The following is a 23,459-nucleotide window of genomic DNA, read 5'->3' as shown; positions in this document are numbered from 1 at the left end:
TGAGCGCGGCTCTCGAATCGTCCGGAGGTGTCGTAGTGCCCTAGGTGCCGTAGGTGTCTGACACCCCGTGAGGCGGTCCTGGCATGCCGGCGGTTTCGCCTGGGGTGTCAGACACCTGCATGCACTGCCCTGCACCGACCTTCACTGGGCTGCGCCGGCTGGCTGAGGGGGCGTCAGAAGTGGCGCAGCAGGGCCTCGGCCAATTCCCGCTGCGTCAGCGGGCGCGCGAAATGGGCGGCATGGCGGGCCTTCAGGGTCAGGGCGGCGGCTTCGTCGATGGCCTGGCGGTCCGGCGTGGTGGCGCCGAGCTCCCGCAGGGTAGTGGGCAGGCCGACCTTGCCGTACCACTGTCGCAAGCGGGCCGGCATATCGTCGCCGCGCTGTTCGAGGTCCAGCTGCACCAGCAGGCCGACCGCCACTTGCAGGCCGTGCAGCGCGGTGGCCACGCCCGCGATGCGAGGCAGGCCGCGGGTCAGCGCATGGGCGATCGACAGCCCGCCGCTTTCGAAGCCCAGGCCGCTCATCAGGATCATGGCCTCGACCGCGCGCTCGAAGGCGGGCGTGGGCTTGCCGGTGCCCGCCGCCGCCAGGGCGGCCTCGCCGTCGGCCAGCAGCGTGTGCAGGCAGCCCTCGGCGATGTATTGCGCGGTCAAGGTCGACGCGCCATCGTACAAGTTGCGTCCGTCGGCGCCCAGGCATTGCGCGGCCTCGAACTTCTTGGAAATCGCGTCGCCCAGGCCGGCGCGGAAGAAGAGCGGCGGGGCGGCGGCGATGACCGCGGTGTCGACGATGACGGCCGTGGGGTTGAAGGCCATGTGCTCGACCGCCAGCAACTGATGGTGCGCGTCGTACAGCACGTAGTTCTTGCTGGTGGGCGCGTCGTTCGAGGCGACGGTGGGCACGGTGACCAGGTGGCAATGGGCCGCGTGCGCCACCGCCTTGCCGGCGTCCAGCGACTTGCCGCCGCCGGCCGCGATGACCAGCTCGAACGGCCGGGCGGCCGCCTGCGCGCGCAGGCGCTCGACCAGGTCGGGCGTAAGGTCGCTGTCGACGGTGAGCGGCCGCAGCGCGACGCCGTGGCCGGCGCACAGGCCGGCCAGCCGTCCGCCCAGCACGTCGTGCACGTAGCTGTCGGCCACCAGCACCGCGCGCTTGCCGAACCAGGCGGCCACTTCGCCCAGGCGCTCCAGCGCGCCGGCGCCCTGCATATAGCGGCTGGGGCCGCCGAAGATCTTCAGCATGGAAAGGTCCCTTATCGACGCGCCCGGCTCGCGGCCTGGCGCCGCCCCTGCTCGCGTTCCTGTTCGGCCTGCTCTTTTTCGCGCTGGACCAGCCAGTCGATCATGATTTCGCCGCCCCAGACCAGGTCGGCCTGGATGGCCTTGGCGGCTGCTTCCGGGTCGCGCGCCTTGAGCGCGGCCAGCACCGCCTCGTGGCGGTGCTCGTCGGTGGAGTAGTCCAGCCCGGCGGTCTTGATGTGGAATACCTTCAGGATCGGGCCGGTGATGACCCAGAACGATTCCACCGTGTTGCGCAGGATGGGCTTGTTGCTGGCTTCGAGGATAGAGAAGTGGAACTTGCGGTTCAGGTAGCTGGCCCGCTTGGGGTCGGTGGCCGTGTAGGACAGGAATTCCCTTTGCAGCGCCACCAGGTTGTCGAGCTGCTTCGGCGTGATGTTGCGCGCGGCCTCGGCCGCGCCCATGCCTTCCAGGTGGAAGCGGATCTGCTGGATTTCGCGCAGTTTCTCGGAATTGACATAGGGCACGTACACCGCGGTGGCGGCCTGCATTTCGAGCCCTTGTTCGCTGATGAGCCGGAAGATGGCCTCGCGCACCGGCGTAATGGACACGCCCATCTGGCGCGCCAGTTCGCCGATGATCAAGCGTTCGCCCGGCTCGTATTGGCCGTTGATCAGGGCGTTGCGAATCTCGTTGTAGACCCGGACGGAGAGGTTTTCTTTTTTTACCGGTTTCAGGCTGGACATGACAGTGAACGGCGGGAGAGGGGACGCATGAATTCTAGCTTGCCATAGCCATTTCTGAGTGCATGGGCTATATTATATATCATATATTCAATAACACGGCAGCGAGGAGACGCGATGCAAGCGCCGCACGCCCCCACCGATGCGCAGTTGAGCCTGCTGCGCGAGAAAGCCCGTTTTATCCGGCTCGAAACTATCCGGCTGATCGAAATCGCCAAGGTCGGCCATTACAGCTCGGTGTTTTCCTGCGCGGAAATCTTTGCCGCGCTGTACTACCACGTCATGAGCCTGCGGCGCGGCGAGCCGCGCTGGGAAGCGCGCGACCGTTTCCTGATGGGCAAGGGCCATGCGGCCGTCGGCCTGTTCCCCGTACTGGCCGATCTCGGCTTTTTCCCGCCGGAGCTGCTGGATGGCTACACCCGCCTGGGCAGCCCGCTGGGCGATCACCCCGACATGAGCAAGGTGCCTGGCGTCGATTTCAGCTCCGGCTCCATCGGCCATGCCTTGTCGAATGGCGCCGGCATGGCGCTGGGCGGGCGCATGCAGGACCTGCCGTTCAGCGTGTTCGTCATGCTGGGCGACGGCGAAATGCAGGAAGGCCAGGTCTGGGAGGCCGCCCAGTTCGCCGCCCACCACCGGCTGGGCCGGCTGGTCGCCATCGTGGACCGCAACGGCTACCAGCTCGACGGCAAGGTCGACGAGGTCATCGGCGTGGAGCCGCTCAAGGATAAATGGACGGCGTTCGGCTGGGAGACGCACGAAGTCGACGGCCACGACCTGCGCGCGCTGACCGGGCTGCTGGCGCGCCTGAAAGCCGATACCGCGCGCGCCCGCCCGGCCTGCGTCATCGCCCGCACCGTCAAGGGCAAGGGCGTGTCGTTCATGGAAACCGAGCCCGGCTGGCACCTGGGCTACCTGGCGACGGCCGATGCGCAGGCCGCGATCGCCGAAATCCAGTCACGCGACATCTGAGGCTGCACGACATGGCACAGACCCTTTCCCCCGATTCCTGGCAGTACCGCGCGCTGAACGCGGTGACGCCGGGCCTGTCCTACCTGGCCGACGCCCTGATCGACCTGACCCGCGCCGGCCATCCGGTGGTGGCCGGCGCGGCCGACCTGCAGTATTCCAATGGCCTGAACCGCTATGCCGAGGCCTACCCGGACCGCTATGTGCAGTTCGGCATCGCCGAGCAGAACATGGTGTCCGCCGCAGCGGGCCTGGCCACCACGGGCATGATGCCGTTCGTCGCCACCTTCGCGTCGTTCCTGGGCCTGCTGTGCTGCGAGCAGATCCGCATGGACGTGGCCTACGCGCGCCTGCCGGTGCGCCTGGTCGGCCACCATACCGGCATCAGCCTGGGGTTCTACGGCACTTCCCACCATGCCACCGAGGACATCTCCGCCATGCGCGCCATCGCCGGGCTGACCGTCGTGTCGCCGGCCGACGGCGCGCAGCTCGCGGCGGCGGTCAAGGCGTCGGTGGACTGGCCCGAGCCCATCTACTTCCGCATCGGCCGCGGGCGCGACCCGCAGGTCTATGCCGACGGCTGCCCGTTCACGTTCGGCCGCGCGGTGCAGCATTCGCAGGGCAGCGACTTGAACCTGGTCGCCTGCGGCATCACGGTCAGCGCCGCGCTGGAGGCCGCCGAGCGGCTGCGTGCGCGCGGCTATTCGGTGGGGGTGATCGACATGCCCACCATCAAGCCGCTCGACCGCGAGGCGGTGCTCGAAGCGGCCCGCCGGGCGCCGCTGCTGATGACCGTGGAAGAGCACAATGTGCTGGGCGGGCTGGGCTCGGCCGTGGCCGAGGTGCTGGCCGAATCCGGCGCCGGTGCGCGCCTGCGCCGCCACGGCATCTACGATGAATACAGCCTGATCGCCCCGCCCACCACGCTGTACGCACACTACAAGCTGGACGGCGCCGGCGTCGAGCAGGTGGCGCTGGAGCTGCTGACCGCATGAACCGAAACCATGGAGTCCAACCGATGAACGATACCGAACCGAAGACCATTACCGGCAATACCCGGCTGTACGGCATCCTGGCCGATCCCATCTATCACGTGAAGACGCCGCAGCGCCTGAATGTCTATTTCGCGCAGATCGGCCACGACGGCGTCTGCGTGCCCATCCACGTCAAGCCCGCCGGCCTGGCGGCCACCGTGGCGGGCTTGCGCCAGATGGAAAACCTGGGCGGGGTGATCGTCACCATGCCGCACAAGGCCGAGGTGCTGGCGCTGTGCGACGAGGCTTCGGAAGTCACGCGGCAGATCGGCGCGGCCAATGTGCTGTCGCGCGGCCCCGATGGACGCCTGACCGCGCACATGCTGGACGGCGAAGGGTTCGTGCGCGGGCTGCTGGAGGCCGGCCGCGAGGTGCGCGGCAAGTCCGCCTACATGGCCGGGGCCGGCGGCGCGGCCAATGCCATCGCTTTTGCCCTGGTGGCGGCCGGCGCGGCGCGCCTGACACTGGCCAACCGCACCCGCGCCAAGGCCGAGGACCTTCGCCAGCGCATCCTGTCGGTGTATCCGCAGGCCCGTATCGATATCGGCACGCCGGACCCGTCCGGGCACGACCTGGTGGTCAACGCGACCTCGCTGGGCATGGCGCCCGAGCATCCGCTGCCGCTCGATGCCGAGCGCCTGCAGCCGGCGCAGTTGGTGTGCGAAGTCATCATGCAGCCCAAGGACACGCCCTTGCTGCTGGCGGCGCAGGCGCGCGGCTGCCCGGTGCATTACGGCGCGCCCATGCTGGCCTGCCAGATTCCGCTGATGGCGCGCGCCCTGGGCGTGCCGGGCGCCTGAACGGAAGGGCATGATGTCGATGGACCATAGGGGCGAATACGATTTCGTCATTGCCGGCGGCGGCACGGCCGGCTGCATCCTGGCCAACCGCCTGAGCGCCAGCGGCCGCTACCGGGTGTTGCTGCTGGAGGCCGGGGGCGCGGGCAACAGCATGTGGATTCCGATTCCGGCGGGCTTCAGCAAGCTGCTGGTGGACCCGCATTTCAACTGGCGTTTCCAGACCGAGCCCGAGGACAACGTGCAGGGCCGCGTGATCGCCGTGCCGCGCGGCAAGGGCCTGGGCGGCTCCACGCTGATCAACGGCATGATCTACGTGCGCGGCCAGCCGCAGGACTACGATGCCTGGTCGGCCGATGGCGCGCAGGGCTGGGGATGGGCGGAGGTCGAGCCGTATTTCCGCAAGATCGAAAATTACGCGCAGGGCGACACGCGGCGCGGCAAAGAGGGGCCCATGGCGCTGGAGCAGGTGCGCGAGCGTTACCCGGTTTCCGATGCTTTCCTGCGGGCGGCGGCGGAGGATGGCCAGCCGCTCAATCCCGACTATAACGGCCCGGACCAGGAGGGTTTCGGCCATTACCAGGTGCTGCAGCGGCGCGGCCGGCGCTGGAGTGTCGTGGACGGCTACCTGAAGCCGGCGCTGCGGCGCCCCAACCTGACGGTGTTGGACGGCGCCCATGTGCTGCGCCTGTTGTTCGAGGGCCGCCGCTGCGCGGGCGTGGTCTATCGGCGCGATGGCCGCGAGGTGGAGGTGCGGGCGGCGCGCGAGACGCTGGTGTGCCTGGGGGCGGTGCAGTCGCCGCAGTTGCTGGAGTTGTCGGGCGTGGGCGACCCGGCGCGGCTGCAGGGGCTGGGGATCCCGGTGCGGGCGCCGGCCAGCCAGGTGGGTGAACATTACATCGACCACTATGCCACGCGCATGAATTGGCGGGTGCGCAATGCGGTCACGCTCAACGAGATGTCGCGCGGGTGGCGGCTGGCGGCACAGGTGGCGCGGTATTACGCGGCGCGGCGGGGCATCTTGACGCTGGGCACGGGCCTGGTGCATGGTTTCGTCAAGACGCGGCCCGACCTGGCGACGCCGGATGTGCAATATTTCTTTGTGCACGCCAGCTATGCCAATGCGGCGGACCGGATACTGGACCGCCATCCCGGCATGACCATCGGCGTGGCGCAGTTGCGGCCCGAGTCGGTGGGGTCCATTCATATCAAGTCCGCCGATCCGCTGGCCCCGCCGGCGATCCGCCCCAATTTCCTGAGCGCGCAGGTCGACCGCGACAGCCTGGTGCGGGGAATGCAGATCGCCCGGCGCATTGTCGGGCAGCCGGCCATGCGGCGCTATGTGGAGAAGGAGCTCAGCCCGGGGCCCGAGGTGGATAGCGATGAGGAATGGCTGGATTTCGCGCGCCGCAATGGGCAGACGATCTACCACCCGATCGGCACGTGCCGGATGGGCAGCGACGAGGCCGCCGTGACTGACTCGCGGTTGCGGGTGCGCGGGGTGCCGGGCTTGCGGGTGGTGGATGCTTCGGTCATGCCGCGGATGGTGTCGGGGAATACGCAGGGGGCGGTGATGATGGTGGCGGAGAAGGGGGCGGATTTGATTCTGGAGGATGCTGCGGGCGATGGAGTTTAGGTGGTGGGGGCATGCATGCGGGGCGTGGGTGGCCACAGTGGTGTGCTGGGGGGTGTCGGCGGCGTGGGCGTGTGCTCGGGGCGTCGGCGGCCGAGGAATGCGTTCTTGAGGCGTCCTGGGCGGGGCTGGGGAGTGCGGGCCGGCCACGTCGCTCGGCTCGGGCGCGCCACCAGGCGCCCTCGGCCCCCTGCGGGGGCTGCCCTCGCTCCAACTGGCCGTCCCGCACTCCCCAGCCCCGCCCAGGACTCACAGCAGCGGCATGCGTTGGTCCGCTGAACCTTTGGGGACTGGGAGATTCGCGATTCGTCGGTAGGTGTCAGACACCCCTTGCGACAGTCCCGCCTACCCACCCCCACCCGGGCAGGGGTGTCTGACACCTGCATGCTGACATATACACAACATGCGACGCCGGAGTGTCGACCAGAGAAACTGCGAGCCCGCGCGTGCCGGCGGAGCCTGGGCGGCCAGTTGGAGGGAGGGCAGCCCCCGCAGGGGGCCGAGGGCGCCTGGTGGCGCGCCCGAGCCGAGCGACGTGGCCGCCCAGGCTCCGCCGGCACGTGCGGGCGTCTCAAGAACTCAAGATCCGCCCGGTTCCAGCTGTGAACCCATCATCGGCATCACAGCCCTTCATCCCCCGCAACCCGCGCCGCCGCCACCGGCGTGGCCGGCGCCCCGCGGAACAACACCCGGTACAGCAGGCACAGCAACGCCAGGAACGGCAGGCCGAATACCAGCGTCATCTTGAACACGTCCGTGAAATACGTGGTGACCAGGATCGCCAGCATCAGCACGAAGCCCGCCAGCGTCAGCACCGGGAACCCCGGCATGCGGAACGACAGGGCATGCCCGCCTTCGCGGCGCCAGCGGCGCCGGAAGAAATAGTGCGTCAGGAAAATCATCATCCAGGTGAACAGGGCGCCGAACATCGAAATCGCCATCATCAGCGTGAACGACTGGTCCGGGTATAGAACATTCAGCACCGTGGCCAGCGCAATGCCCACCGTGGACAACAACAGCGCATTCAGCGGAATGCCATGGCGCGTCAGCCGGCCCATGGCCGCTGGCGCATGGCCCGCGCGCGACAGGCTGAACATCATGCGCGTGGTGATGTACAGCTGGCTGTTCATGGCCGACAGCGCCGCCACCAGCACGATGAAATTGATCACGCCCGCCGCGCCGGGAATGGCCAGCGCCTGCATCACCTTGACGAACGGGCTGCCCGCCTGGCCGGCCTGGTCCCACGGCACAATGGCCAGGATCAGCGCCAGCGACAGCAGATAGAACACCAGCAAGCGCACAATCGTGGCCCGGAACGCCTGCTTCACCGCGCGCTCGGGGTGCTCGGCCTCGCCGGCCGCCACCGCGATCATCTCCACGCTCAAATAGCTGAAGATCGAGATCACTACGGCAATCCACGTACCTTGCCAGCCATTCGGGAAAAACCCGCCATGGGCCGTATACAGCGCGGCGCCATAGTCGGGACTGCCCCACACCACATAGGCGCCCAGCAGGATGAACGCCACGATCGCGCCCACCTTGATGGCCGAGAACCCATACTCGATGGTGCCGAAGGCCTTCACGCTGAGCGCGTTGATCAGGATCAGCACCGCCGAGAACAGGCACACCCATACCCAGGCCGGGACGGCCGGGAACCAGAACTTCATATAGACCGCGACCGCGGTCACCTCGGTGCCGACCGCCAGCACGATGCACGACCAATAGGCATAGCGCACCAGGAACCCGGCCAGCGGCCCGATGTAGTGTTCGGCGTACGCGCCGAACGAGCCGGAAGTGGAATGGGCCACCGTCATCTCGGCCAAGCAGCCCATCAGCAGCAGCGTGATCAGGCCGCCGATGGCATAGCTGACCAGCACGCTGGGGCCGGCGAAGCCGATGGCGAAACTGCTGCCCAGGAACAGGCCGGTGCCGATGGCCCCGCCGATGGCGATCATGCCCATCTGGCCGGAGGTCAGGCGGCGCCTGAGCCCTTGTTCACGCGCGGCGATATGCTCAAAGCCAGGAGTGTCTGGCATGGGTGTCTCCTCGTTGGTCTTTTATGCTTTTATGCGCAGGGGGCGCCGCGCCGCAGGTCAGGTCACGGCGGTGCGGCGCGAATATTCCGGTTGCTTCCACGCCTCGCTATCGAGCACGTCCTTCAGGACCTCGACCGCATCCCAGACATCGGCATACCCCAGGTACAGCGGCGTAAGCCCGAAACGCAGCACTTCGGGCTCGCGGTAGTCGCCGATGACGCCGCGCGCGATCAGCGCCTGCATGACGGCGTAGCCGTCCGGATGGCGGATGCTGACGTGGCTGCCGCGCAGCGCGTGTTCGCGCGGCGTCACCAGCGTCAGCGGATGGCCGGCGCAGCGTTCTTCGACCAGGCGGATGAACAGATCGCCCAGGGCGAGCGACTTCTTGCGGACCTCCGCCATGTCCGCCGCCAGGCTGATGTCCAGGCCGCACTCCACCAGCGCCAGCGACACAATGGGCTGCGTGCCGCACAGGTAGCGGCGGATGCCGCCGGCCGGCTCGTAGGCCACCGCCATGTCGAAGGGACGCTGGTGCCCCCACCAGCCCGACAGCGGCTGCCAGAAGTCCTGGCTGTGGCGCGGGGCCACCCAGATATAGGCAGGGGAGCCTGGCCCGCCGTTCAGGTACTTATAGGTGCAGCCCACCGCGAAATCGGCGTCGGCGCCGGTCACGTCCACCGGCACCGCCCCGGCGGCGTGCGCCAGGTCCCAGATGGCCAGCGCGCCGCGCGCGTGCGCGCGGGCGGTGACGGCCGCCATGTCGTGCATGTGACCGGTGCGGTAATTCACGTGCGACAGCAGCAGCACCGCCACCGAATCGTCCAGCGCCTGCTCGAGCGGCAGCGTCTCGTCGACCAGGCGCATTTCGTAGCCCTGCTGCAGCAGGTCGATCATGCCCTGGATCATGTAGAGGTCGGTAGGAAAGTTGTCGCGCTCGGACACGATGACCCGGCGTTGCGGCGCGGCGTGCTGCTGGATGCGCAGCGCAGCCGCCAGCGCCTTGAAGAGGTTCAGCGAGGTGGTGTCGGTGACCACCACCTCGCCCGGGCCGGCGCCGATCAGCCGCGCCAGCTTGTCGCCCAGGCGCGCGGGCAGCTCGAACCAGCCGGCCGTGTTCCAGCTGCGGATCAGGCCCGTGCCCCATTCCTGGCCGATGACTGCGGCGCTGCGCGCCGCCGCCGCGCGCGGCAGCACCCCCAGCGAATTGCCGTCCATGTAGATGATGCCGGCGGGCAGTTCGAACTGCTGTTTCAGCGGGGCCAGGGGGTCGTGCAGGTCGGCCTGCAGGCAGTCTTCGCGGGTGCGCATGGGGGCTCCTTGGTTACCGGGAAATACTAGCAGGGCGGTGGCGGCGCAAGATTGCGATTGCGGCCGTGCCGGTGGCCCGTAATCGCAGTAAATTGCAGGAATTCGGAAATTTCACAATTGGATTGCGCCATGCAGCTCGATACGATTGATCGCCGCATTCTCTGCCGCCTGCAGGACGACGCCCACCTCAGCAACCAGGACCTGGCCGAGCAGGTCGCGCTGTCGCCGTCGGCCTGCCTGCGGCGGGTGCGCGCCCTGCAGGAGCACGGGCTCATCAAGGGCTACCGCGCCGTGCTCGACGCCGAGAAACTGGGGTTCGAGCTGGAGGCCATCGTGCACGTCACGCTGGACCAGTCGCGCGCCGGCTGGCACGAGGCTTTCCTGGCCAGCATCGCGCTGCACGACGAGATCACCGAAGCCAGTATCGTCACGGGAGCATCGAACTACATCCTGGCGGTGCGCACCCGCAACCTGGCTGCCTTCTCGGCTTTCGTGGAAGACAAGCTCAGCAAGATGCCCGGCGTGCGCGACCTCTGTTCGCACATTGTCATGCGCAAGATCAAGAGCCGCGAAGGGATGTTGCCGCTGGAGGAATGGCGGTAGGCCCGGCTGCCCGACGGGTCAGCCGTAGATGCCCACCGCCAGCCCGGCCGCGATGATGGCCAGCACCGTCAACGCCAGCACGCTGTAGAGGTAGTCGCGTTCGTACAGGAAGATGCCCAGCATCAGCGCCACGCGCAGGACGGGCAGGGCGATGAACAGGCCGATGCCCGCCTGCACGACGAGGGCGCTCCATGGAGCGCCGGCCAGCCAAGTGGCCAGCATGCCGATGGCGACCAGCGCGGATGCCAGCCAGGTGCCATGATGCAGCAAGCCGGCGATGCGGCGTTCGCGCCATTGCGTGGTGTCGGGCTGGCTCATGCCGGCGCCCCCGCCAGGTGCAGGCCGAACGCGCTGGCCAGCATCTGGACCGCCAGCGCCGCCAGCACCACCACGAAGAACAGGCGCAGCTTGTCTGCCGGCAGGCCCATCAGCAGCCGGGCGCCCAGCAGCGCGCCGGCCACCGAGCCAAGCGCCACCGGCCCGGCGATCGCCGCGTCGATGTCGCCGCGCACGAAATATGCGCCGGCGCTGGCGGCCGCCGTCACGCCGATCATGAAATTGGACGTGGCCGACGAGACCTTGATCGGCAGCCGCAGCGCCGTGTCCATGGCGGGAATTTTCAGCACGCCGCTGCCAATGCCCAGCAACGCCGAGATCAGCCCCGCGCCGTACATCAGCGACAGTCCCATGGGCACGCGGCTGACCTGGTAGTGCACTTCGCGGCCGGCTGCCCGGTCGGGGTAGCTGGCGTGCAGGCGCAGCGTGGTCGCCAGGCCGCCGGCCGGCATGCCCGGCACGGCCGGATCGGCGCGGCGCGCCAGCATCTGGCGCGCGGAGACCGCCAGCACCACGGCGAACAGGCCGTACAGATAGGCGACCGGCACCAGGCCGATGAGGAAGACGCCGGTCAGCGCGCCCAGGGTGGTGGCCACTTCCAGCACCAGCGCCAGGCGGATATTGGTCAGCCGGTTGCTCAGGAAGGGCGCGGCGCTGCCGCAGGAACAGGCGATCACCGACACGATGCTGGCGCCGATGGCGACGCGGATGTCGACCCCCGCCCAGAGGGTCAGCGCCGGCACGATGAAGATGCCGCTGGCCATGCCCAGCACGCCGCCCAGCGCGCTGGCGCCGAAGGCGGCCGCCAGCAGGCCCAGGGAATACCAGGGATCCATGGCCATCACGCGCCCGCGCCCGGGTCGCGGCGCGCGTCCTTGGGCCGGCGGGCCAGGCGCGTCACGAAGCGGATCAGGTCGCCGCGGTAGTACAGGCGCTCGTAATCGACCGGCCTGCCGTGCAGCGAAAACGACGTGCGTTCGATCAGGAATACCGGGCTGCCGGGTGCTACGGCCAGCGCTTCGGCGATGTGGCCATCGCAGGCGGCTGCTTCGAGCTGGTATTCGGCCTCGACCAGCGGCACGCCGTGTTTTTCCTCGAGCAGGGAGAAAATCGGCTCGGCCTCGAGGTCGTGCTGGACCACCTCGCGGCCGATTTCGAACGGCAGGTAGGTTTCGTCGAACGACACGGGCACGCCGTCGGCCAGCCGCACCCGCTCGATGCGATACACCTGCGCGCCGGCGGCCAGCCCCAGCTTGCCGGCCACGACCTTGTCGGCCGCGACCACCTGCTGGCCCACCAGGCGCGCCGAGGGTTCGCGCCCCAGCGCCTGCATGTCTTCCACGAAACCGCTCAGCTCGGTCAATTCCTGGCGGATCCTGGGTTCGGCGACATAAGTGCCCTTGCCGCGGCGGATTTCCAGCAGCCCGCGGGCCACCAGCCCTTCGATGGCCTTGCGGATGGTAATGCGGCTGACGCCGAAGCGGCCGGCGAGTTCGTCCTCGGCGGGCAGGCGGTCGCCCGGGGCGCGCCCGCCTGCGGCGATCTCGCGGGCGAGCGCCTGTTCGACCTGGGAATAGAGCGGCTGGGGAAGGGTGGGATCGAGCGACATAGCGTCATTATGACATCATGATGTCATAATGACCAGGGCCGTACAAAGGCCCGCCACCCTCCTCAGTTCAGTACATCGAATTGCCGGAAGATCCAGGTCGCCTGGTACACCACGCCCACGGTCACGAACGCGGCCTGGAAGCGTTGGCTGGGCGTGAACACGGCAACCAGGGAAAACAGCGCGAATACCGCCTGGCGGATGGGGTATTCCAGGCCCAGCGCGCGGAAATGCTCCGGGCCCTTGATCCAGGTATCGATCACGTCCAGCACGAAGATCAATGCCAGAAAGGAATAAAACCAGCGCCGGCGCGACTGGAAATAATCTTCGTAGCCCTTGTATTCGTCGATCTGGTCGGGAAACAGCAGGATCGACAGCATGGCGAACACGATCGTGTACAGGATCAGGAACAGGTAGATTTCGAAGGTCCAGTGGCGCAGGGACGACAGCCCGAACTCGAACCACCAGAAGTGCACCAGGGACAGCAGCAGGAACGCGACCCAGCCGATATGGACCAGATAGATCTGGCCGCGCCTGGGGTGCTGCACGAACCGCGCCAGGCCGTTGACCAGGCGGGCCATGCTCAAGCCCAGCACCATGCCCAGGATGGTGCGTATATGCACGAATACGTCGCGATTGATGGGTGACGCTACCTCTACGTCCATGGAGCCTCGCGATAAGTGGATGGATCCCGACAGGGATTGTAGGGGCCTGGCGGGCGCGCCGGAATCAATCGGTAGCACTCTTCCTCATTGACTTTTCGCCGCGCCGGTTTAAACATGATTACGTAGTCATGCACTGATTGAAAGCCATAGAGCCATAACACGAGGAGACATCATGGCACTCTCGATCAAGCAGATTCACCCCTGTTTCGTCGGCGAGGTAGCGGGCGTGGACCTGCGCCGCGCCGATGACGGCGAGCTGGCGCAATTGCGCGCGGGCATGGATCGCTACGGCGTGCTGGTATTTCACGACCAGCCCTTGAGCAACGAGGAACAGCTCGAATTTTCCCAGCGCTTCGACGGCGTGCTGCACACCAAGACCTCCCTCTCGGTGCTGGAGAAGAACCGCTTCGGCAGCGACGCGCTGACGGATATTTCCAATGTGAACGACAAGGGCGAGCTGCTGCAGGACAACGACCGGCGCCGCGTCAGTTCGCTGAGCAACCGGCTCTGGCATACCGATGCCTCGTTCCAGGATCCGGCCGGGCGCTATTCGATGCTGTCGTGCAAGGTTGTCCCGCCGGTGCGGGCCGATACCGAATACGCCGACATGTACACCGCGTACGACACGCTGGACGACGAGACCAAGGCGCTCATCGAGCCGCTGCGCGCCTTTCATTCCATCGTGTACTCGCGCCACGTGCTCGGCTTCGAATTTTCGGCAGAAGAGCAGGGCAAGCTGCCGGGCGCCGTGCATCCCCTGGTGCGCACCAACCCGAACACCGGCCGCCGATCGCTGTACCTGGCCTCGCACGCCTCGCATATCGTCGACTGGCCGGTGCCGGAAGGCCGCGCGCTGCTGCGCGACCTGACCGAGCACGCTACCCGGCCGGAACTGGTCTACAGCCATGAATGGCGCCCGGGCGACTTCGTCATCTGGGACAACCGGGCCACCATGCACCGCGGCCGCCGCTTCGACGACAAGAAGTACCGGCGCGAACTGCGTCGCACCACCACGCTGGACCTGGAACTGGCCACGGCCTGACACGCCGCGCCGGGACCGCGCGGGGCCGTCCCGCGCCGCCATGGCATGCCCGCATGCGGCCCCGCCGGTGCGCGGGCCCTGGCGCTGCACCGCATCATAACGACATGGGGAGAGACAATCATGAGTGCAGATCCGTCGGCGGTGCATCAGCCCGCCTTGCCCGTCCGGGGCGCCGGCGTTGCCGCGCCCGCCATGGGCGCGCCGATTCCGACCTCGTTCTGGGGCTATGTGAAATCGTTCGGCCCCGGCATCGTGCTGGTGCTGACCTGGCTGGGGGCGGGGGACCTGGTCGACAACGCCATGGCCGGCGCGCACTATGGCTACGCGCTCATGTGGGGCCTGGCCCTGGCGCTGCTGGTGCGCTATTTCCTGGTCAGCATCATTGCCCACTACCAGTTGATGAACGCGCGGGGGCACACCATCTTCGAGGGCTACGCGCTGGTCTGGAAGTACTATCCCATCCTGCTGGGCGTGGGGGGCATCGTGCTGGGCCACTTCTACGAGTCCTACACGATCCGGGGCTCGGGCGAAGCGCTGTACCACCTGACGGGGGAGAGCGGCTCGGTCCTGCTGTGGAGCGTGTTCGCCGTGATCGCGGCGGTCGCCATCACCGGCAAGGCGGTCTACCGCTACCTGGAGACGGTCGAGAAAGTGATCCTGGTGGTGCTGGCCGCCAGCCTGGTCGGCGGGGCCATCATGGCACGGCCCGATGTGGGCGCCATCGTGACGGGCACCTTCGCCTTCGAGACCCCCAAGCAGGTCGGCGCGTTCGGGGCCATCGTCATCGTGGTGTCGCTGATCGGCGCGGTGGGCGGCTCGCTGGCCAACCTGCTGTATCCCACCTTCATGAAGGAAAAGGGCTACATCCGGCCGGAGCACCGGCGCGTGCAGCGCTATGACCTGCTGTTCGGCATCTTCGTGATCATCGTGCTGGACCTGGCCGTCTGGGTCATGGGCGCCGAGGTGCTGCATCCGCGCGGCATCACCATCGAGGACTTCAACGACCTGGCGCAGCTGCTGGGCCAGGTGGCGGGCCGGGCCGGGGAAATCATCATCTACCTGGGAGTGCTGTGCGCCTGCTTCAGTTCCGTCATTGGCTACGCTCACGGGTTCCCGAGGATGGCGATGGAGTGCCTGTACTGCGTCGCGCCGGCCCGCAAGGAGAAATACCGCGACGCGCCCAGCAAGGATCCGGCTTTCCGCATTGCCTATTTCCTGGTCGCCATCCTGCCGCTGGTGTGGGCCATTCCGGGCATGCCGGGCTTCATCTGGCTGACGGTATTCGTCAACGCCGCGCAGATCGTGCTGATGCCGCTGGTATCGATCGGCCTGATCGTGCTGATCAACCGCAAGGACCTGATGGGCGACCTGGCGGGCAACAAGCTGCACACCATCGTGCTGGTGCTGTTGACGCTGCTGGCGGTCTGGGGGTCCTACGTCACGTTCAAGGCCATGCTGGGTGGCTGAGGCGCGGACGCCGGACCGGCCGCCTGGCGGGTCGAGTGGCGCACTACCAGCTCGTTGGGCAGCTTGACCGTGCGCGGCGGCAGGTCGGGCTGGGCCATGCGCTGGCACAGCCGCTCGACCGCCCGCGCGGTCATGGACTGTAGCGGCTGGCGCACCGTGGTCAGGCCGATGGCGTCCCAGCCGGCCATGGGAATATCGTCATAGCCGACCACCCACAAGTCGTCCGGGATGGCGCGGCCCGCGGCGCGGGCCCCGTCCAGCGCGCCGATCGCCAGGATGTCATTGCTGCAGAACAGCGCGTCGATGTCCGGATGGCGCGCCAGCAGGTCGCGCGCGGCGCGGTAGCCGTTTTCGTAGTTGAACGCATCGAAGCGCAGGGTCGAGGCGTGGCACTGCCGGACCTTGCCGTGCCTGGATAGCTCGCGCATGAAGCCGCGCTCGCGTTCCTGGATGGTGCTGGCCGGCGACTGCCCCGATATCAGGCCGATATTGCGCCGGCCCGCCTCGATGAAATACCGCGCCACCAGCATGCCGCCCGCCAGGTTGTCGCTGATGACGGCATCGAAGAGCTTGGCCGAGAGGCTGCGGTTCATGAGAATGACCGGCTTGGATTGGGCAATGGCTTCGTGCTGCAGTCGCGCCGCGTCCACCGCCGTGGTGAAGATCACGCCGTCCGCCGCGCTTTCGGCGATGGCGCGCGCCGTGGCGGCGTCCAGGTCGTTGGCGGGCTCCCATACGGTCGTGCGCAGGCCGCGCCGGGCCAGCTGCTCTACCAGGTGGTGCAGCAGCGCCGGGTACAGCGGGTTGTCCAGGTTGGCCACCACTACCGCCACGTTGCCGCTGCGGTTGGTCTTCATGGAGCGCGCCGCCGCGCTCGGCGCATAGCGGTGCTTGCGGATGACCTGCAGCACGTGCTCGCGCGTCCGCTCGTCCACGTTGGGCAACTGGCGGACGACGCGCGATACCGTGCTCTGCGATACGCCAGCCAGCCGCGCGATATCCAGGCTGGTGAGTTTTCGGGTCATGGCGGGACACCAGGGATGAGGCCGACAAGAACAACGCCTGTGGCGCAGGGACCTGCTGATATTAATGCAGCTCCGGCCTGCCGGCCCCGGCCCCGGCCGCGCGCCGCCCTATTGCGGCGCCGGCAGCGCCTTGTCGGCCTTGCAGCGCGCCAGCGGCAGGATCTCGCCGGCCAGGATACGGGTGATCCGCCGCGCCTTCGGGTCGGTCTCCGCGGTCAGGCATGCGCAGCCGTAGCCGTGGCCCGAGCCGGGCACATTGGTCTCGACGAATTGCTTGGCGTCGAAGGGGGGCGCGTGATCCAGGCCGCGCGCGTCGGGCCCGGCGCCGCTCTGGGTAATCCACCAGTCGCCGCGCCGGTCGGTGATCAGCAGGTTGCCCGGCGTGGGGTTGGCGTACCAGCCGCAGATCCGTTCCGCCGCCGTGGCGGGCAGGCCGCAGGCCATGGCGGCGAGGGTGCAAGCGACCAGCAGGCGCGGCATGCTGTGCCCGAGGGGATAGGTGTCAGGGGGTGACGGGCAACTGGCCGTCGCCGTCGGTGTCCGAGGTAGTGAAATCGGTCATGACCTGATTCATGAATTCGGCCTGGTCCACGCTGCCATCGCGGCTGGTGTCCATCGCCACGATCTGTTCGTGGGCCACCACGCTGGACAGCTCGTCCTGGCTCAGGCGCTTGTCGCTATTGACATCCAGCTTGGCGAAGGCCTGCCCCATGAAGGTCTGGTACTCGCCCTTGCTGACGGCGCCGCTCTTGTCGACGTCCAGCGGCTCCAGCTGGGCGTGATGGATGCGGGGCACGGACGATTGCTGCGCGTGCGCGGCGCCGATGCCGGCGAAGGCCAGGCACAGGGTGGTGGCGAGGGCTTTCTTCATGGCGACATTCCTATCGATCGAGTGCCGGCCGGACGATGGCTCGCATCGCCGCCCGGCGTATGGAGAACTGAATCGAGGATATCACTCGTACCCCAATAAACATCGGGCAAGAAGTGTTTCTCAACGAACGGTAACTTTTGCTTGTTGTTGTGATTTGCGTGCCGGCAACCGCCCACGTCGGTATCGCGTGCTTCCAGGGGGAATGCACAAGGCCGGCGGACCCGCCGCCGGCCTTGCCGGGCTCAGTCCTGGCGGTCGGTCACTTCGACCAGGTGATAGCCGAACTGGGTCTTGACCGGGCCTTGCACGACGTTGACCGGCGCGCTGAAGACCACGGTGTCGAATTCCTTGACCATCTGGCCGGGGCCGAAGGTGCCCAGGTTGCCGCCGTCGCGGCTGGAGGGGCAGGTGGAGTGTTCGCGCGCCACTTGCGCGAAATCGGCGCCGTTTTCGATGTCGGCCTTGAGTTTGTTGCACTCGGCTTCGGTGGAAACCAGGATGTGGCGGGCGCTCGCTTGGGCCATGGATGTACTCCTTCAGATGAAATGCCGGGCAGTACCGAAGCAGCTTGCCGCGGGCTGGATAGGTGGGCGCTCTGTGCATTCGTGCTTTCGAGCCGGAAAGCCAAGGAGCGCCGCGGAGGAAGCATCCATATTGCCCGAGTCTGGCGGCGCAGTAAAACGCCCCGCGCCGGGCCAAGCAGCGCGTGACGGGGAAAACCCCAATTCCAGCGGGGGGCGGAAACCAAACAGAATACGTATTCACGCATAGGTGATTCATGCTGTCCAGCTCGTTCCAGATTTTGTTGTAAAGCGTTCCTAGCACATGCTTATCGCATGGTGGATTTCATCCGCCTTTTTTTGAACTTGATGTGAATACGTATTCATGACTAGCGCCCTACTGAAGCAGACCCTGGACCAGCAACCGCCCCGGGCGGTGCGCGCCCAGGGCGTGTACATCTACGATGACGCGGGCCGGCAGTATCTCGACGGCTCGGGCGGCGCCATGACGGTTTCGATCGGGCACGGCGTGCCGGAAGTCCTGCAGGCCATGGCCAGCCAGGCAAGCCGGATCTGCTATACCTACCGGTCGCATTTCACCAGCGAGGCCGCCGAGGCGCTGGCCGCCGAGCTGGTCGAACTGGCGCCGGGCGACCTCAATCACGCCTTCTTCGTCAACAGCGGCTCCGAGGCGACCGAGCTCGCCATGCGGGCCGCCCTGCAGTACTGGCGCGAGCAGGGCCAGCCCGGCAAGACGGACATCCTCGGCCGGCAGATCAGCTATCACGGCATGACGATGGGCGCGCTGTCGATGTCCGGGCACTCGGCGCGCCGCGCCGATTACGGCACGCTGTTGCACACCTTCGCGGTAGCGCCGCCGCCGTATCCCTACCGCTTCCCCCTCGAGGGCAAGGATGCCGGGCAGCACGGCGCCGCCGCATGGGAGCGCGTGCTGCGCGAGCACGGCCCGGAACGGGTGGCCGCCATTATTGTCGAGCCGGTGGTGGGCGCGGCCGGCGGCGCGCTGACGCCCGAGGTGGGCTACCTGCGCGCATTGCGCGAAATATGCGACCGCCACGACGTGCTGCTGATCGCCGATGAGGTCATCACCGGCATGGGGCGCACGGGCGAGTGGTTCGGCTGCCAGCACGATGGCATCGTGCCGGACATGATCGCCACCGGCAAGGGCATGACATCCGGCTACACCCCGATGGGCGCGGTGCTGTTCCGCGACAAGCTGGTGGACGCCTCGCGCGCCGGCAGCAAGGCGGCTCCGTTCGGCCACACGTTCAGCAACAACCCGCTCAGCGCGGCGGCCTGCCTGGCGGTGGTGCGCTACATGAAGGCGCGCCGGGTGCTGGACAACGTGGCGGCACAGGGGCGCCGCCTCGAAGCGGGGCTGCGCGCCCTGTCGGCGCGCTATCCCTGGATGGCCGACGTGCGCGGCCGCGGCCTGCTGTGGGGCTTCGAGTTCGTCCAGGACCCGGCCACGCGCGAGCCGCTGCCCGCCGCCCGGCAAGCCAACAGCCGGTTCGTATCCCATTGTTTTGATGCCGGGTTGATCGTCTATGGGGCCGGCATCGCGCCCTACAACAATGCGGCGCTGGTGGCGCCGCCGTTGACGATCACCGAAACCGAATTGCAGGACCTGCTCGACCGGCTGGAATCCGGACTGCGGTCGTTCGCGCAGGAAATGCAACTGCCGTTGTAACTGGCACTTTGCCTCCATCACCGAAGAAAACCCAGGGGAACGCATATGGACTTCCAACCCGATTTCTCGCGTCGCGCCTTGCTCAAGGCGGGATTGGCGGCGGCCGGCTCGTCGCTGGCCGGCCTGTCGTGGGCGCAGGACGGCGCCGGCACATTGACGATGGGCGTCATTTCGCAGAACACCGGCACGTTCGCGTACACCGGGCCGCTGGTGCTCAAGGGGGCGCAGATGGCGGTCGAAGAGCGCGGCGGCACGATACTGGGCCACAAGATCAACCTGATATCGCGCGACGACGAGGGCAAGCCGGCGGTGGGCGTGCGACGCCTGACCGAGGCGGTCGCCTCCGACAAGCTGCGCTACTTCGGGGGCAATTTTTCCAGCGCGGTGGGCCTGGCCGAACTCGAGGTCGCCCGCCAGGAAAAGGTGCTGCAGTACGCGGCGGGCGGTTCCGAGGACTTCACCGGGGCCCGTTGCAGCCCGTATACCTTCCAGTGGTCGTGCCACGCGTATACGGCCCTGCGGGCCACGCTGGAATACGTCAAGCAGCACATGCCCGACAAGAAGAAGATCTACACCATTACCGCCGACTATGTTTTCGGCCAGTCGTTGCTGCACTACACCGAGGTCGCCGCCAAGGAGCTGGGCCTGGAACTGGTCGGCAACGCCAACCATCCGTCCGGCGAGCGACAGTTCACGCAATACTTCACCAAGGCATTCTCGACCCGCCCCGACATCATCCTGCTGCTTACCTCCGGCGCCGATGCCGTCTCGGCGGTGCGCCAGTTCCACAGCTTCGGGGTCAAGCAGGTGCAGTTGGTGGGGCCGTGGACGCTGGAGGTCGAGCAGATGAAGGAACTGTCGGCCAGCATGCGCGCCGGCATGATCCTGGGCCTGAACTACTACCACACGATCGACACGCCGGTGAACAAGGCGTTCGTGGCGCGCTACATGAAGGCCCACCGCTCGGCGCCGTCGTATGCGTCGGCCTACGGCTACGATTCGTTCCGTACCCTGCTGCTGGCCATGGAGCGGGCCAATAGCGTGGAGGTGGACGCCGTGGCCAAGACGCTGGAGGGGATGGCTTTCGACAGCATCTTCGGCGCGACTTCGATCGATGCGCGCACGCACCAGACCGTCCGGCCGTACTACGTGATCCAGTGCAAGGCCGAGCAGGACATGGCGGATGAGTTCGACCTGGCCACCATCGTGGCTACCGGCGAGAAGCCCCAGCCGGCCGAACTCAACGAGTGCAAGCGTGCCGCCTGAGCGCTGCCCATCCCGGACCGCCTCATGACGACTCTACTCGCGGCGCAGTTGATCAACGGCCTGGCCATCGGGCTGCTATACGCATTGACGGCTTTCGGGCTGTCCATCATCAAGGGGCTGCTCAACGTCCCGAACTTCGCGCACGGCGCCTTCTACGCACTGGGGGCCTATGTCTGCTATGCGGCGCACCAGGCCGGCGCGCCGTTCGCGCTGGCGCTGGCCTGCGCCTTCGTGGCGCCCGGCCTGCTGGGCGCCCTGGTCGAGAAGCTGGGGGTCGCGCGGCTGATGGCCTCGTCGTACCTGTACCAGTTGTTGTTCCTGTTCGGCATCGCGCTGATTCTCGAACAGCTCATCATCATCGCCTGGGGCACGGTGGGCCTGAGCATGAGTCCGCCCGCGATCCTGCAGGGCGCGTTCGACCTGGGATTCACCTACCTGCCGCGGTATCTGGTGTTCAACGCGGTGATGGCGGGGCTGGTGATCGCGGCAGTCTACCTGCTGATCGAGCGCACGCGCATCGGCTCGCAGATCCGCGCGGGCATCGACAAGCGCGAGATGGCCCAGTGCCTGGGTGTCGACGTGGGCCGGCTGTTGACGGCCGGGTTCGCGCTCGGGTCCGCCCTGGCCGGCCTGGCGGGCGGGCTGGTGCTGCCGCTGCTGGGCGCCAACGCCACGATGGGGCAGGACATGCTAGCGATCGCCTTCGTGGTGCTGGTGATCGGCGGGTTGGGGTCCATCTACGGTGCCATCGCCGCCGGTCTCATCGTCGGCGTGATCCAGAGCGTTTCATCGGTCTTCGTGCCGGAAGCCAGCACGGTGTTGATCTACGTGGCGATGGTCGCCACCATCATGATCCGGCCGCAAGGCCTGTTTGGAGAACGCTGATGCGCGACACGCAAAAACGGGCGCTCGCGCAGGGGACGAGCGTGGTGGCCATCGCGGTGGCCGCGCCGCTGCTGCTGCCGGTGAACATCGCCACCGAGATCCTCATCTTCAGTATTTTCGCCCTCGCGACCAACCTGCTGGTGGGCCGGGCGGGGCTCTATTCGTTCGGCCAGGCGGCGTTCTTCGGGGCGGGCGGGTATGCGGCGGGATTCCTGTTCGTGCATACCGACGCGCCGCTGCTGGCGGGGCTGGCGCTGGCAATGGCGACCGGCGCGGCGCTGGCAGCGGCAATCGGATCCATGAGCATTCGCCGCACCGGTATCTATTTCATGATGCTCACGTTCGCCTTCAACCAGATGATCTACTACCTGGCCTACAGTTGGCGGGCGGTGACCGGCGGCGAGGACGGCCTGGGCGGCATCGGTCGTCCGGCACTGTGGCTGCCAGGCCTGGGCCGCCTCGATCTGGGCGACCATCACGCGTTCTATGTGTTGACCGCCGTGTGTTTCCTGCTGGTGTTCCTGCTGCTTTACCGGCTCACGCACAGTCCGCTCGGGCTGGTGCTGGAAGCGGCCCGCCAGAATGCCCGGCGCACTGCCTCGCTGGGGTACTCGGTCTATCGCGCCCAGCTGCTGGCGTTCGTGGTCGCGGGCGGGCTGTCCGGCCTGGCGGGAGCGCTGTTCGCCATGCTCTACCGCATCATGCCCATCGACGCGGTGTCCTGGGCCAATTCGGGCAATGCCGTGTTCATGGTGGTCATCGGCGGCATTTCGTCGATGCTGGGGCCGGTTTTTGGCGCCGCCATTTTCATCTGGCTGCAAGGTTTCTTCAGCCTGATCTGGGCGCGCTGGCCCTTGCTGTTCGGGGTGTTCGTGATCCTGGTCGTGCTGTTCCTGAAGGGCGGCGTGGTGGAACTGTTCGAACGCCTTTGCGCACGGCTGGGCGGCAAGGCCGCGCGGGCCGGGGAGGCTGGCAAATGAGCGACTACGTGCTGCATGCCGACAGCGTCAGCAAGCGGTTCGGCGCCAACACCGTCATCGACCGCCTGTCGCTCGGCTTCGAGGCCGGCCGCCTGCATAGCATCCTGGGCCCCAACGGCGCGGGCAAGACCACGCTGTTCAACCTGCTGACGCGCGACCTGCCGATCTCCGGCGGCCGCATCCTGCTCAAGGGCGAGGATATCAGCCATCTCAAGCCGCACCAGATCGCGCGGCGCGGCGTCGGGCGCTCGTACCAGATTTCCAGTGTCTACCTGGACCTGAGCTTTCTCGAGAACGTCTGGCTGGCGGTCTACCGGGCCGCCCGCATGGGCCGGACCGGCTTCTGGAAACCCGTGCACGCCTATGGCGACCTGCGCGAGCAGGCCGCGCGCATCCTCGATGACCTGGGGCTGTCAGGTTATCGCGACCTGCCGGCCAAGCAGACCTCATATGGCGACCAGCGCCTGCTGGAGATCGCCGTGACGCTGGCCACCCGGCCGGAGATCCTGCTGCTGGACGAGCCCACCGCCGGCCTGTCGCAGCGCGAGACCGAGCGCGTCAAGCGCTTCATCCAGGGCATCAAGGCGCAGTACACCATCATCATGATCGAGCACAAGATGAACGTGGTGATGGAGATTTCCGATCGCATCCATGTGATGAACAGGGGGGCGCTGATCGCCAGCGGCACGGCCGCCGAGATCGCCGCCAATGAAGATGTGCACCGGGCTTACTTCGGGCGATGAG

The 23,459-nt window shown here is 67.3% G+C and carries 24 protein-coding genes; 12 read left to right on the top strand and 12 right to left on the bottom strand.

Features of this window, described 5'->3' with window-relative positions; genetic code table 11:
* Positions 1-173: 173 nt before the first annotated feature.
* Together ACKTT0_RS05770 and ACKTT0_RS05765 are read right to left on the bottom strand one after the other, a co-directional pair.
* On the bottom strand, positions 174-1,241 hold the full coding sequence (locus tag ACKTT0_RS05770; protein WP_407848865.1) for a glycerol dehydrogenase: 1,068 nt from the start codon (positions 1,239-1,241) through the stop codon (positions 174-176).
* Positions 1,242-1,252: 11 nt separating this feature from the next.
* Positions 1,253-1,984, bottom strand: coding sequence for a GntR family transcriptional regulator (locus tag ACKTT0_RS05765; protein ID WP_407848864.1), 732 nt, complete (start codon positions 1,982-1,984; stop codon positions 1,253-1,255).
* A 114-nt stretch (positions 1,985-2,098) separates the two neighbouring features.
* Here ACKTT0_RS05765 and ACKTT0_RS05760 point away from each other — a divergent pair, with 114 nt between their 5' ends.
* From ACKTT0_RS05760 to ACKTT0_RS05745, 4 genes are read left to right on the top strand one after another with little or no spacing between them, the layout of a single operon-like run.
* Positions 2,099-2,953, top strand: coding sequence for a transketolase (locus ACKTT0_RS05760; protein ID WP_407848862.1), 855 nt, complete (start codon positions 2,099-2,101; stop codon positions 2,951-2,953).
* Between the two features lie 11 nt (positions 2,954-2,964).
* A complete protein-coding gene (locus ACKTT0_RS05755; protein ID WP_407848860.1) occupies positions 2,965-3,945 on the top strand; it encodes a transketolase family protein in 981 nt (326 codons plus the stop codon).
* A 23-nt stretch (positions 3,946-3,968) separates the two neighbouring features.
* Positions 3,969-4,784, top strand: a complete 816-nt coding sequence (locus ACKTT0_RS05750; RefSeq protein WP_407848859.1) for a shikimate dehydrogenase family protein — start codon at positions 3,969-3,971, stop codon at positions 4,782-4,784.
* Positions 4,785-4,803: 19 nt separating this feature from the next.
* Positions 4,804-6,417 carry a GMC family oxidoreductase gene (locus ACKTT0_RS05745; RefSeq protein ID WP_472977674.1) on the top strand — a complete coding sequence of 538 codons (1,614 nt, stop codon included), beginning with the start codon at positions 4,804-4,806 and terminating at the stop codon, positions 6,415-6,417.
* 617 nt (positions 6,418-7,034) lie between these two features.
* Here ACKTT0_RS05745 and ACKTT0_RS05740 read toward each other — a convergent pair.
* Complete coding sequence (locus ACKTT0_RS05740) at positions 7,035-8,450, bottom strand: amino acid permease (RefSeq protein ID WP_407848856.1); 1,416 nt, start codon at positions 8,448-8,450, stop codon at positions 7,035-7,037.
* 57 nt (positions 8,451-8,507) lie between these two features.
* Positions 8,508-9,758 carry a kynureninase gene (kynU, locus tag ACKTT0_RS05735; protein ID WP_407848854.1) on the bottom strand — a complete coding sequence of 417 codons (1,251 nt, stop codon included), beginning with the start codon at positions 9,756-9,758 and terminating at the stop codon, positions 8,508-8,510.
* Between the two features lie 129 nt (positions 9,759-9,887).
* Between kynU and ACKTT0_RS05730 the strand changes: the two genes are divergently transcribed.
* Positions 9,888-10,361, top strand: coding sequence for an Lrp/AsnC family transcriptional regulator (locus tag ACKTT0_RS05730; RefSeq protein WP_407848852.1), 474 nt, complete (start codon positions 9,888-9,890; stop codon positions 10,359-10,361).
* An 18-nt stretch (positions 10,362-10,379) separates the two neighbouring features.
* Here ACKTT0_RS05730 and ACKTT0_RS05725 read toward each other — a convergent pair whose 3' ends face one another.
* From ACKTT0_RS05725 to ACKTT0_RS05710, 4 genes are all read right to left on the bottom strand, one after another.
* Complete coding sequence (locus ACKTT0_RS05725; RefSeq protein ID WP_407848851.1) at positions 10,380-10,679, bottom strand: DUF1634 domain-containing protein; 300 nt, start codon at positions 10,677-10,679, stop codon at positions 10,380-10,382.
* Positions 10,676-11,533: a sulfite exporter TauE/SafE family protein gene (locus ACKTT0_RS05720; RefSeq protein ID WP_407848849.1), complete on the bottom strand. Its 858-nt coding sequence runs from the start codon at positions 11,531-11,533 to the stop codon at positions 10,676-10,678. The genes ACKTT0_RS05725 and ACKTT0_RS05720 overlap by 4 nt, the downstream gene beginning before the upstream one ends.
* A 5-nt stretch (positions 11,534-11,538) precedes the next feature.
* Positions 11,539-12,306, bottom strand: a complete 768-nt coding sequence (locus ACKTT0_RS05715) for a GntR family transcriptional regulator (RefSeq protein WP_407848847.1) — start codon at positions 12,304-12,306, stop codon at positions 11,539-11,541.
* 62 nt (positions 12,307-12,368) lie between these two features.
* Positions 12,369-12,968, bottom strand: coding sequence for a hypothetical protein (locus tag ACKTT0_RS05710; RefSeq protein ID WP_407848845.1), 600 nt, complete (start codon positions 12,966-12,968; stop codon positions 12,369-12,371).
* 172 nt (positions 12,969-13,140) lie between these two features.
* Here ACKTT0_RS05710 and ACKTT0_RS05705 point away from each other — a divergent pair, with 172 nt between their 5' ends.
* Both ACKTT0_RS05705 and ACKTT0_RS05700 read left to right on the top strand, forming a co-directional pair.
* Positions 13,141-14,010 (top strand): TauD/TfdA dioxygenase family protein, encoded by an 870-nt coding sequence (locus ACKTT0_RS05705; protein WP_407848843.1) that lies wholly within the window; start codon positions 13,141-13,143, stop codon positions 14,008-14,010.
* A gap of 120 nt (positions 14,011-14,130) precedes the next feature.
* Positions 14,131-15,477, top strand: a complete 1,347-nt coding sequence (locus tag ACKTT0_RS05700) for an Nramp family divalent metal transporter (protein ID WP_407848841.1) — start codon at positions 14,131-14,133, stop codon at positions 15,475-15,477.
* Here the strand turns inward: ACKTT0_RS05700 and ACKTT0_RS05695 are convergent.
* The 4 genes from ACKTT0_RS05695 to ACKTT0_RS05680 form a co-directional block, all read right to left on the bottom strand.
* The gene (locus tag ACKTT0_RS05695; RefSeq protein ID WP_407848840.1) at positions 15,444-16,502 is read right to left on the bottom strand and encodes a LacI family DNA-binding transcriptional regulator; all 1,059 of its coding nucleotides are present in this window, start codon (positions 16,500-16,502) and stop codon (positions 15,444-15,446) included. The genes ACKTT0_RS05700 and ACKTT0_RS05695 overlap by 34 nt on opposite strands.
* A 108-nt stretch (positions 16,503-16,610) precedes the next feature.
* Positions 16,611-16,982 (bottom strand): DUF4087 domain-containing protein, encoded by a 372-nt coding sequence (locus ACKTT0_RS05690; protein WP_407848838.1) that lies wholly within the window; start codon positions 16,980-16,982, stop codon positions 16,611-16,613.
* A 22-nt stretch (positions 16,983-17,004) separates the two neighbouring features.
* On the bottom strand, positions 17,005-17,373 hold the full coding sequence (locus ACKTT0_RS05685; protein ID WP_407848836.1) for an EF-hand domain-containing protein: 369 nt from the start codon (positions 17,371-17,373) through the stop codon (positions 17,005-17,007).
* Positions 17,374-17,615: 242 nt separating this feature from the next.
* Positions 17,616-17,897 carry a peptidylprolyl isomerase gene (locus ACKTT0_RS05680; protein ID WP_407848835.1) on the bottom strand — a complete coding sequence of 94 codons (282 nt, stop codon included), beginning with the start codon at positions 17,895-17,897 and terminating at the stop codon, positions 17,616-17,618.
* A 361-nt stretch (positions 17,898-18,258) separates the two neighbouring features.
* Here ACKTT0_RS05680 and ACKTT0_RS05675 point away from each other — a divergent pair, with 361 nt between their 5' ends.
* From ACKTT0_RS05675 to ACKTT0_RS05655, 5 genes are read left to right on the top strand one after another with little or no spacing between them, the layout of a single operon-like run.
* A complete protein-coding gene (locus ACKTT0_RS05675; protein WP_407848833.1) occupies positions 18,259-19,584 on the top strand; it encodes an aminotransferase family protein in 1,326 nt (441 codons plus the stop codon).
* 45 nt (positions 19,585-19,629) lie between these two features.
* Positions 19,630-20,850, top strand: a complete 1,221-nt coding sequence (locus ACKTT0_RS05670) for an ABC transporter substrate-binding protein (protein WP_407848831.1) — start codon at positions 19,630-19,632, stop codon at positions 20,848-20,850.
* A gap of 24 nt (positions 20,851-20,874) precedes the next feature.
* Positions 20,875-21,735: a branched-chain amino acid ABC transporter permease gene (locus ACKTT0_RS05665; RefSeq protein ID WP_407848829.1), complete on the top strand. Its 861-nt coding sequence runs from the start codon at positions 20,875-20,877 to the stop codon at positions 21,733-21,735.
* A complete protein-coding gene (locus ACKTT0_RS05660) occupies positions 21,735-22,715 on the top strand; it encodes a branched-chain amino acid ABC transporter permease (RefSeq protein WP_407848827.1) in 981 nt (326 codons plus the stop codon). The genes ACKTT0_RS05665 and ACKTT0_RS05660 overlap by 1 nt, the downstream gene beginning before the upstream one ends.
* Complete coding sequence (locus ACKTT0_RS05655) at positions 22,712-23,458, top strand: ABC transporter ATP-binding protein (RefSeq protein WP_407848826.1); 747 nt, start codon at positions 22,712-22,714, stop codon at positions 23,456-23,458. Before ACKTT0_RS05660 ends, ACKTT0_RS05655 begins: the two co-directional genes overlap by 4 nt.
* Position 23,459: the final 1 nt, after the last annotated feature.

Origin of the sequence: Bordetella saccharivorans (assembly GCF_045862855.1) — a bacterium.
GTDB lineage: Bacteria > Pseudomonadota > Gammaproteobacteria > Burkholderiales > Burkholderiaceae_B > Bordetella_A > Bordetella_A petrii_F.
Note: the sequence above shows the minus strand (reverse complement) of the source record. Positions and strands in the feature narration are given on the sequence as shown.

Excerpts from the sequence above, each read along its gene's own strand:
- ACKTT0_RS05655 (WP_407848826.1), top strand. The coding sequence starts at position 22,712 with ATGAGCGACTACGTGCTGCATGCCGACAGCGTCAGCAAGCGGTTCGGC.
- ACKTT0_RS05680 (WP_407848835.1), bottom strand. The coding sequence starts at position 17,897 with ATGGCCCAAGCGAGCGCCCGCCACATCCTGGTTTCCACCGAAGCCGAG.
- ACKTT0_RS05690 (WP_407848838.1), bottom strand. The coding sequence starts at position 16,982 with ATGCCGCGCCTGCTGGTCGCTTGCACCCTCGCCGCCATGGCCTGCGGC.
- ACKTT0_RS05720 (WP_407848849.1), bottom strand. The coding sequence starts at position 11,533 with ATGGATCCCTGGTATTCCCTGGGCCTGCTGGCGGCCGCCTTCGGCGCC.
- ACKTT0_RS05740 (WP_407848856.1), bottom strand. The coding sequence starts at position 8,450 with ATGCCAGACACTCCTGGCTTTGAGCATATCGCCGCGCGTGAACAAGGG.
- ACKTT0_RS05660 (WP_407848827.1), top strand. The coding sequence starts at position 21,735 with ATGCGCGACACGCAAAAACGGGCGCTCGCGCAGGGGACGAGCGTGGTG.
- ACKTT0_RS05760 (WP_407848862.1), top strand. The coding sequence starts at position 2,099 with ATGCAAGCGCCGCACGCCCCCACCGATGCGCAGTTGAGCCTGCTGCGC.
- ACKTT0_RS05670 (WP_407848831.1), top strand. The coding sequence starts at position 19,630 with ATGGACTTCCAACCCGATTTCTCGCGTCGCGCCTTGCTCAAGGCGGGA.
- ACKTT0_RS05685 (WP_407848836.1), bottom strand. The coding sequence starts at position 17,373 with ATGAAGAAAGCCCTCGCCACCACCCTGTGCCTGGCCTTCGCCGGCATC.
- ACKTT0_RS05730 (WP_407848852.1), top strand. The coding sequence starts at position 9,888 with ATGCAGCTCGATACGATTGATCGCCGCATTCTCTGCCGCCTGCAGGAC.
- ACKTT0_RS05745 (WP_472977674.1), top strand. The coding sequence starts at position 4,804 with ATGGACCATAGGGGCGAATACGATTTCGTCATTGCCGGCGGCGGCACG.
- ACKTT0_RS05710 (WP_407848845.1), bottom strand. The coding sequence starts at position 12,968 with ATGGACGTAGAGGTAGCGTCACCCATCAATCGCGACGTATTCGTGCAT.
- ACKTT0_RS05665 (WP_407848829.1), top strand. The coding sequence starts at position 20,875 with ATGACGACTCTACTCGCGGCGCAGTTGATCAACGGCCTGGCCATCGGG.
- ACKTT0_RS05700 (WP_407848841.1), top strand. The coding sequence starts at position 14,131 with ATGAGTGCAGATCCGTCGGCGGTGCATCAGCCCGCCTTGCCCGTCCGG.
- kynU (WP_407848854.1), bottom strand. The coding sequence starts at position 9,758 with ATGCGCACCCGCGAAGACTGCCTGCAGGCCGACCTGCACGACCCCCTG.
- ACKTT0_RS05705 (WP_407848843.1), top strand. The coding sequence starts at position 13,141 with ATGGCACTCTCGATCAAGCAGATTCACCCCTGTTTCGTCGGCGAGGTA.
- ACKTT0_RS05725 (WP_407848851.1), bottom strand. The coding sequence starts at position 10,679 with ATGAGCCAGCCCGACACCACGCAATGGCGCGAACGCCGCATCGCCGGC.
- ACKTT0_RS05715 (WP_407848847.1), bottom strand. The coding sequence starts at position 12,306 with ATGTCGCTCGATCCCACCCTTCCCCAGCCGCTCTATTCCCAGGTCGAA.
- ACKTT0_RS05695 (WP_407848840.1), bottom strand. The coding sequence starts at position 16,502 with ATGACCCGAAAACTCACCAGCCTGGATATCGCGCGGCTGGCTGGCGTA.
- ACKTT0_RS05755 (WP_407848860.1), top strand. The coding sequence starts at position 2,965 with ATGGCACAGACCCTTTCCCCCGATTCCTGGCAGTACCGCGCGCTGAAC.
- ACKTT0_RS05765 (WP_407848864.1), bottom strand. The coding sequence starts at position 1,984 with ATGTCCAGCCTGAAACCGGTAAAAAAAGAAAACCTCTCCGTCCGGGTC.
- ACKTT0_RS05770 (WP_407848865.1), bottom strand. The coding sequence starts at position 1,241 with ATGCTGAAGATCTTCGGCGGCCCCAGCCGCTATATGCAGGGCGCCGGC.
- ACKTT0_RS05675 (WP_407848833.1), top strand. The coding sequence starts at position 18,259 with ATGACTAGCGCCCTACTGAAGCAGACCCTGGACCAGCAACCGCCCCGG.
- ACKTT0_RS05750 (WP_407848859.1), top strand. The coding sequence starts at position 3,969 with ATGAACGATACCGAACCGAAGACCATTACCGGCAATACCCGGCTGTAC.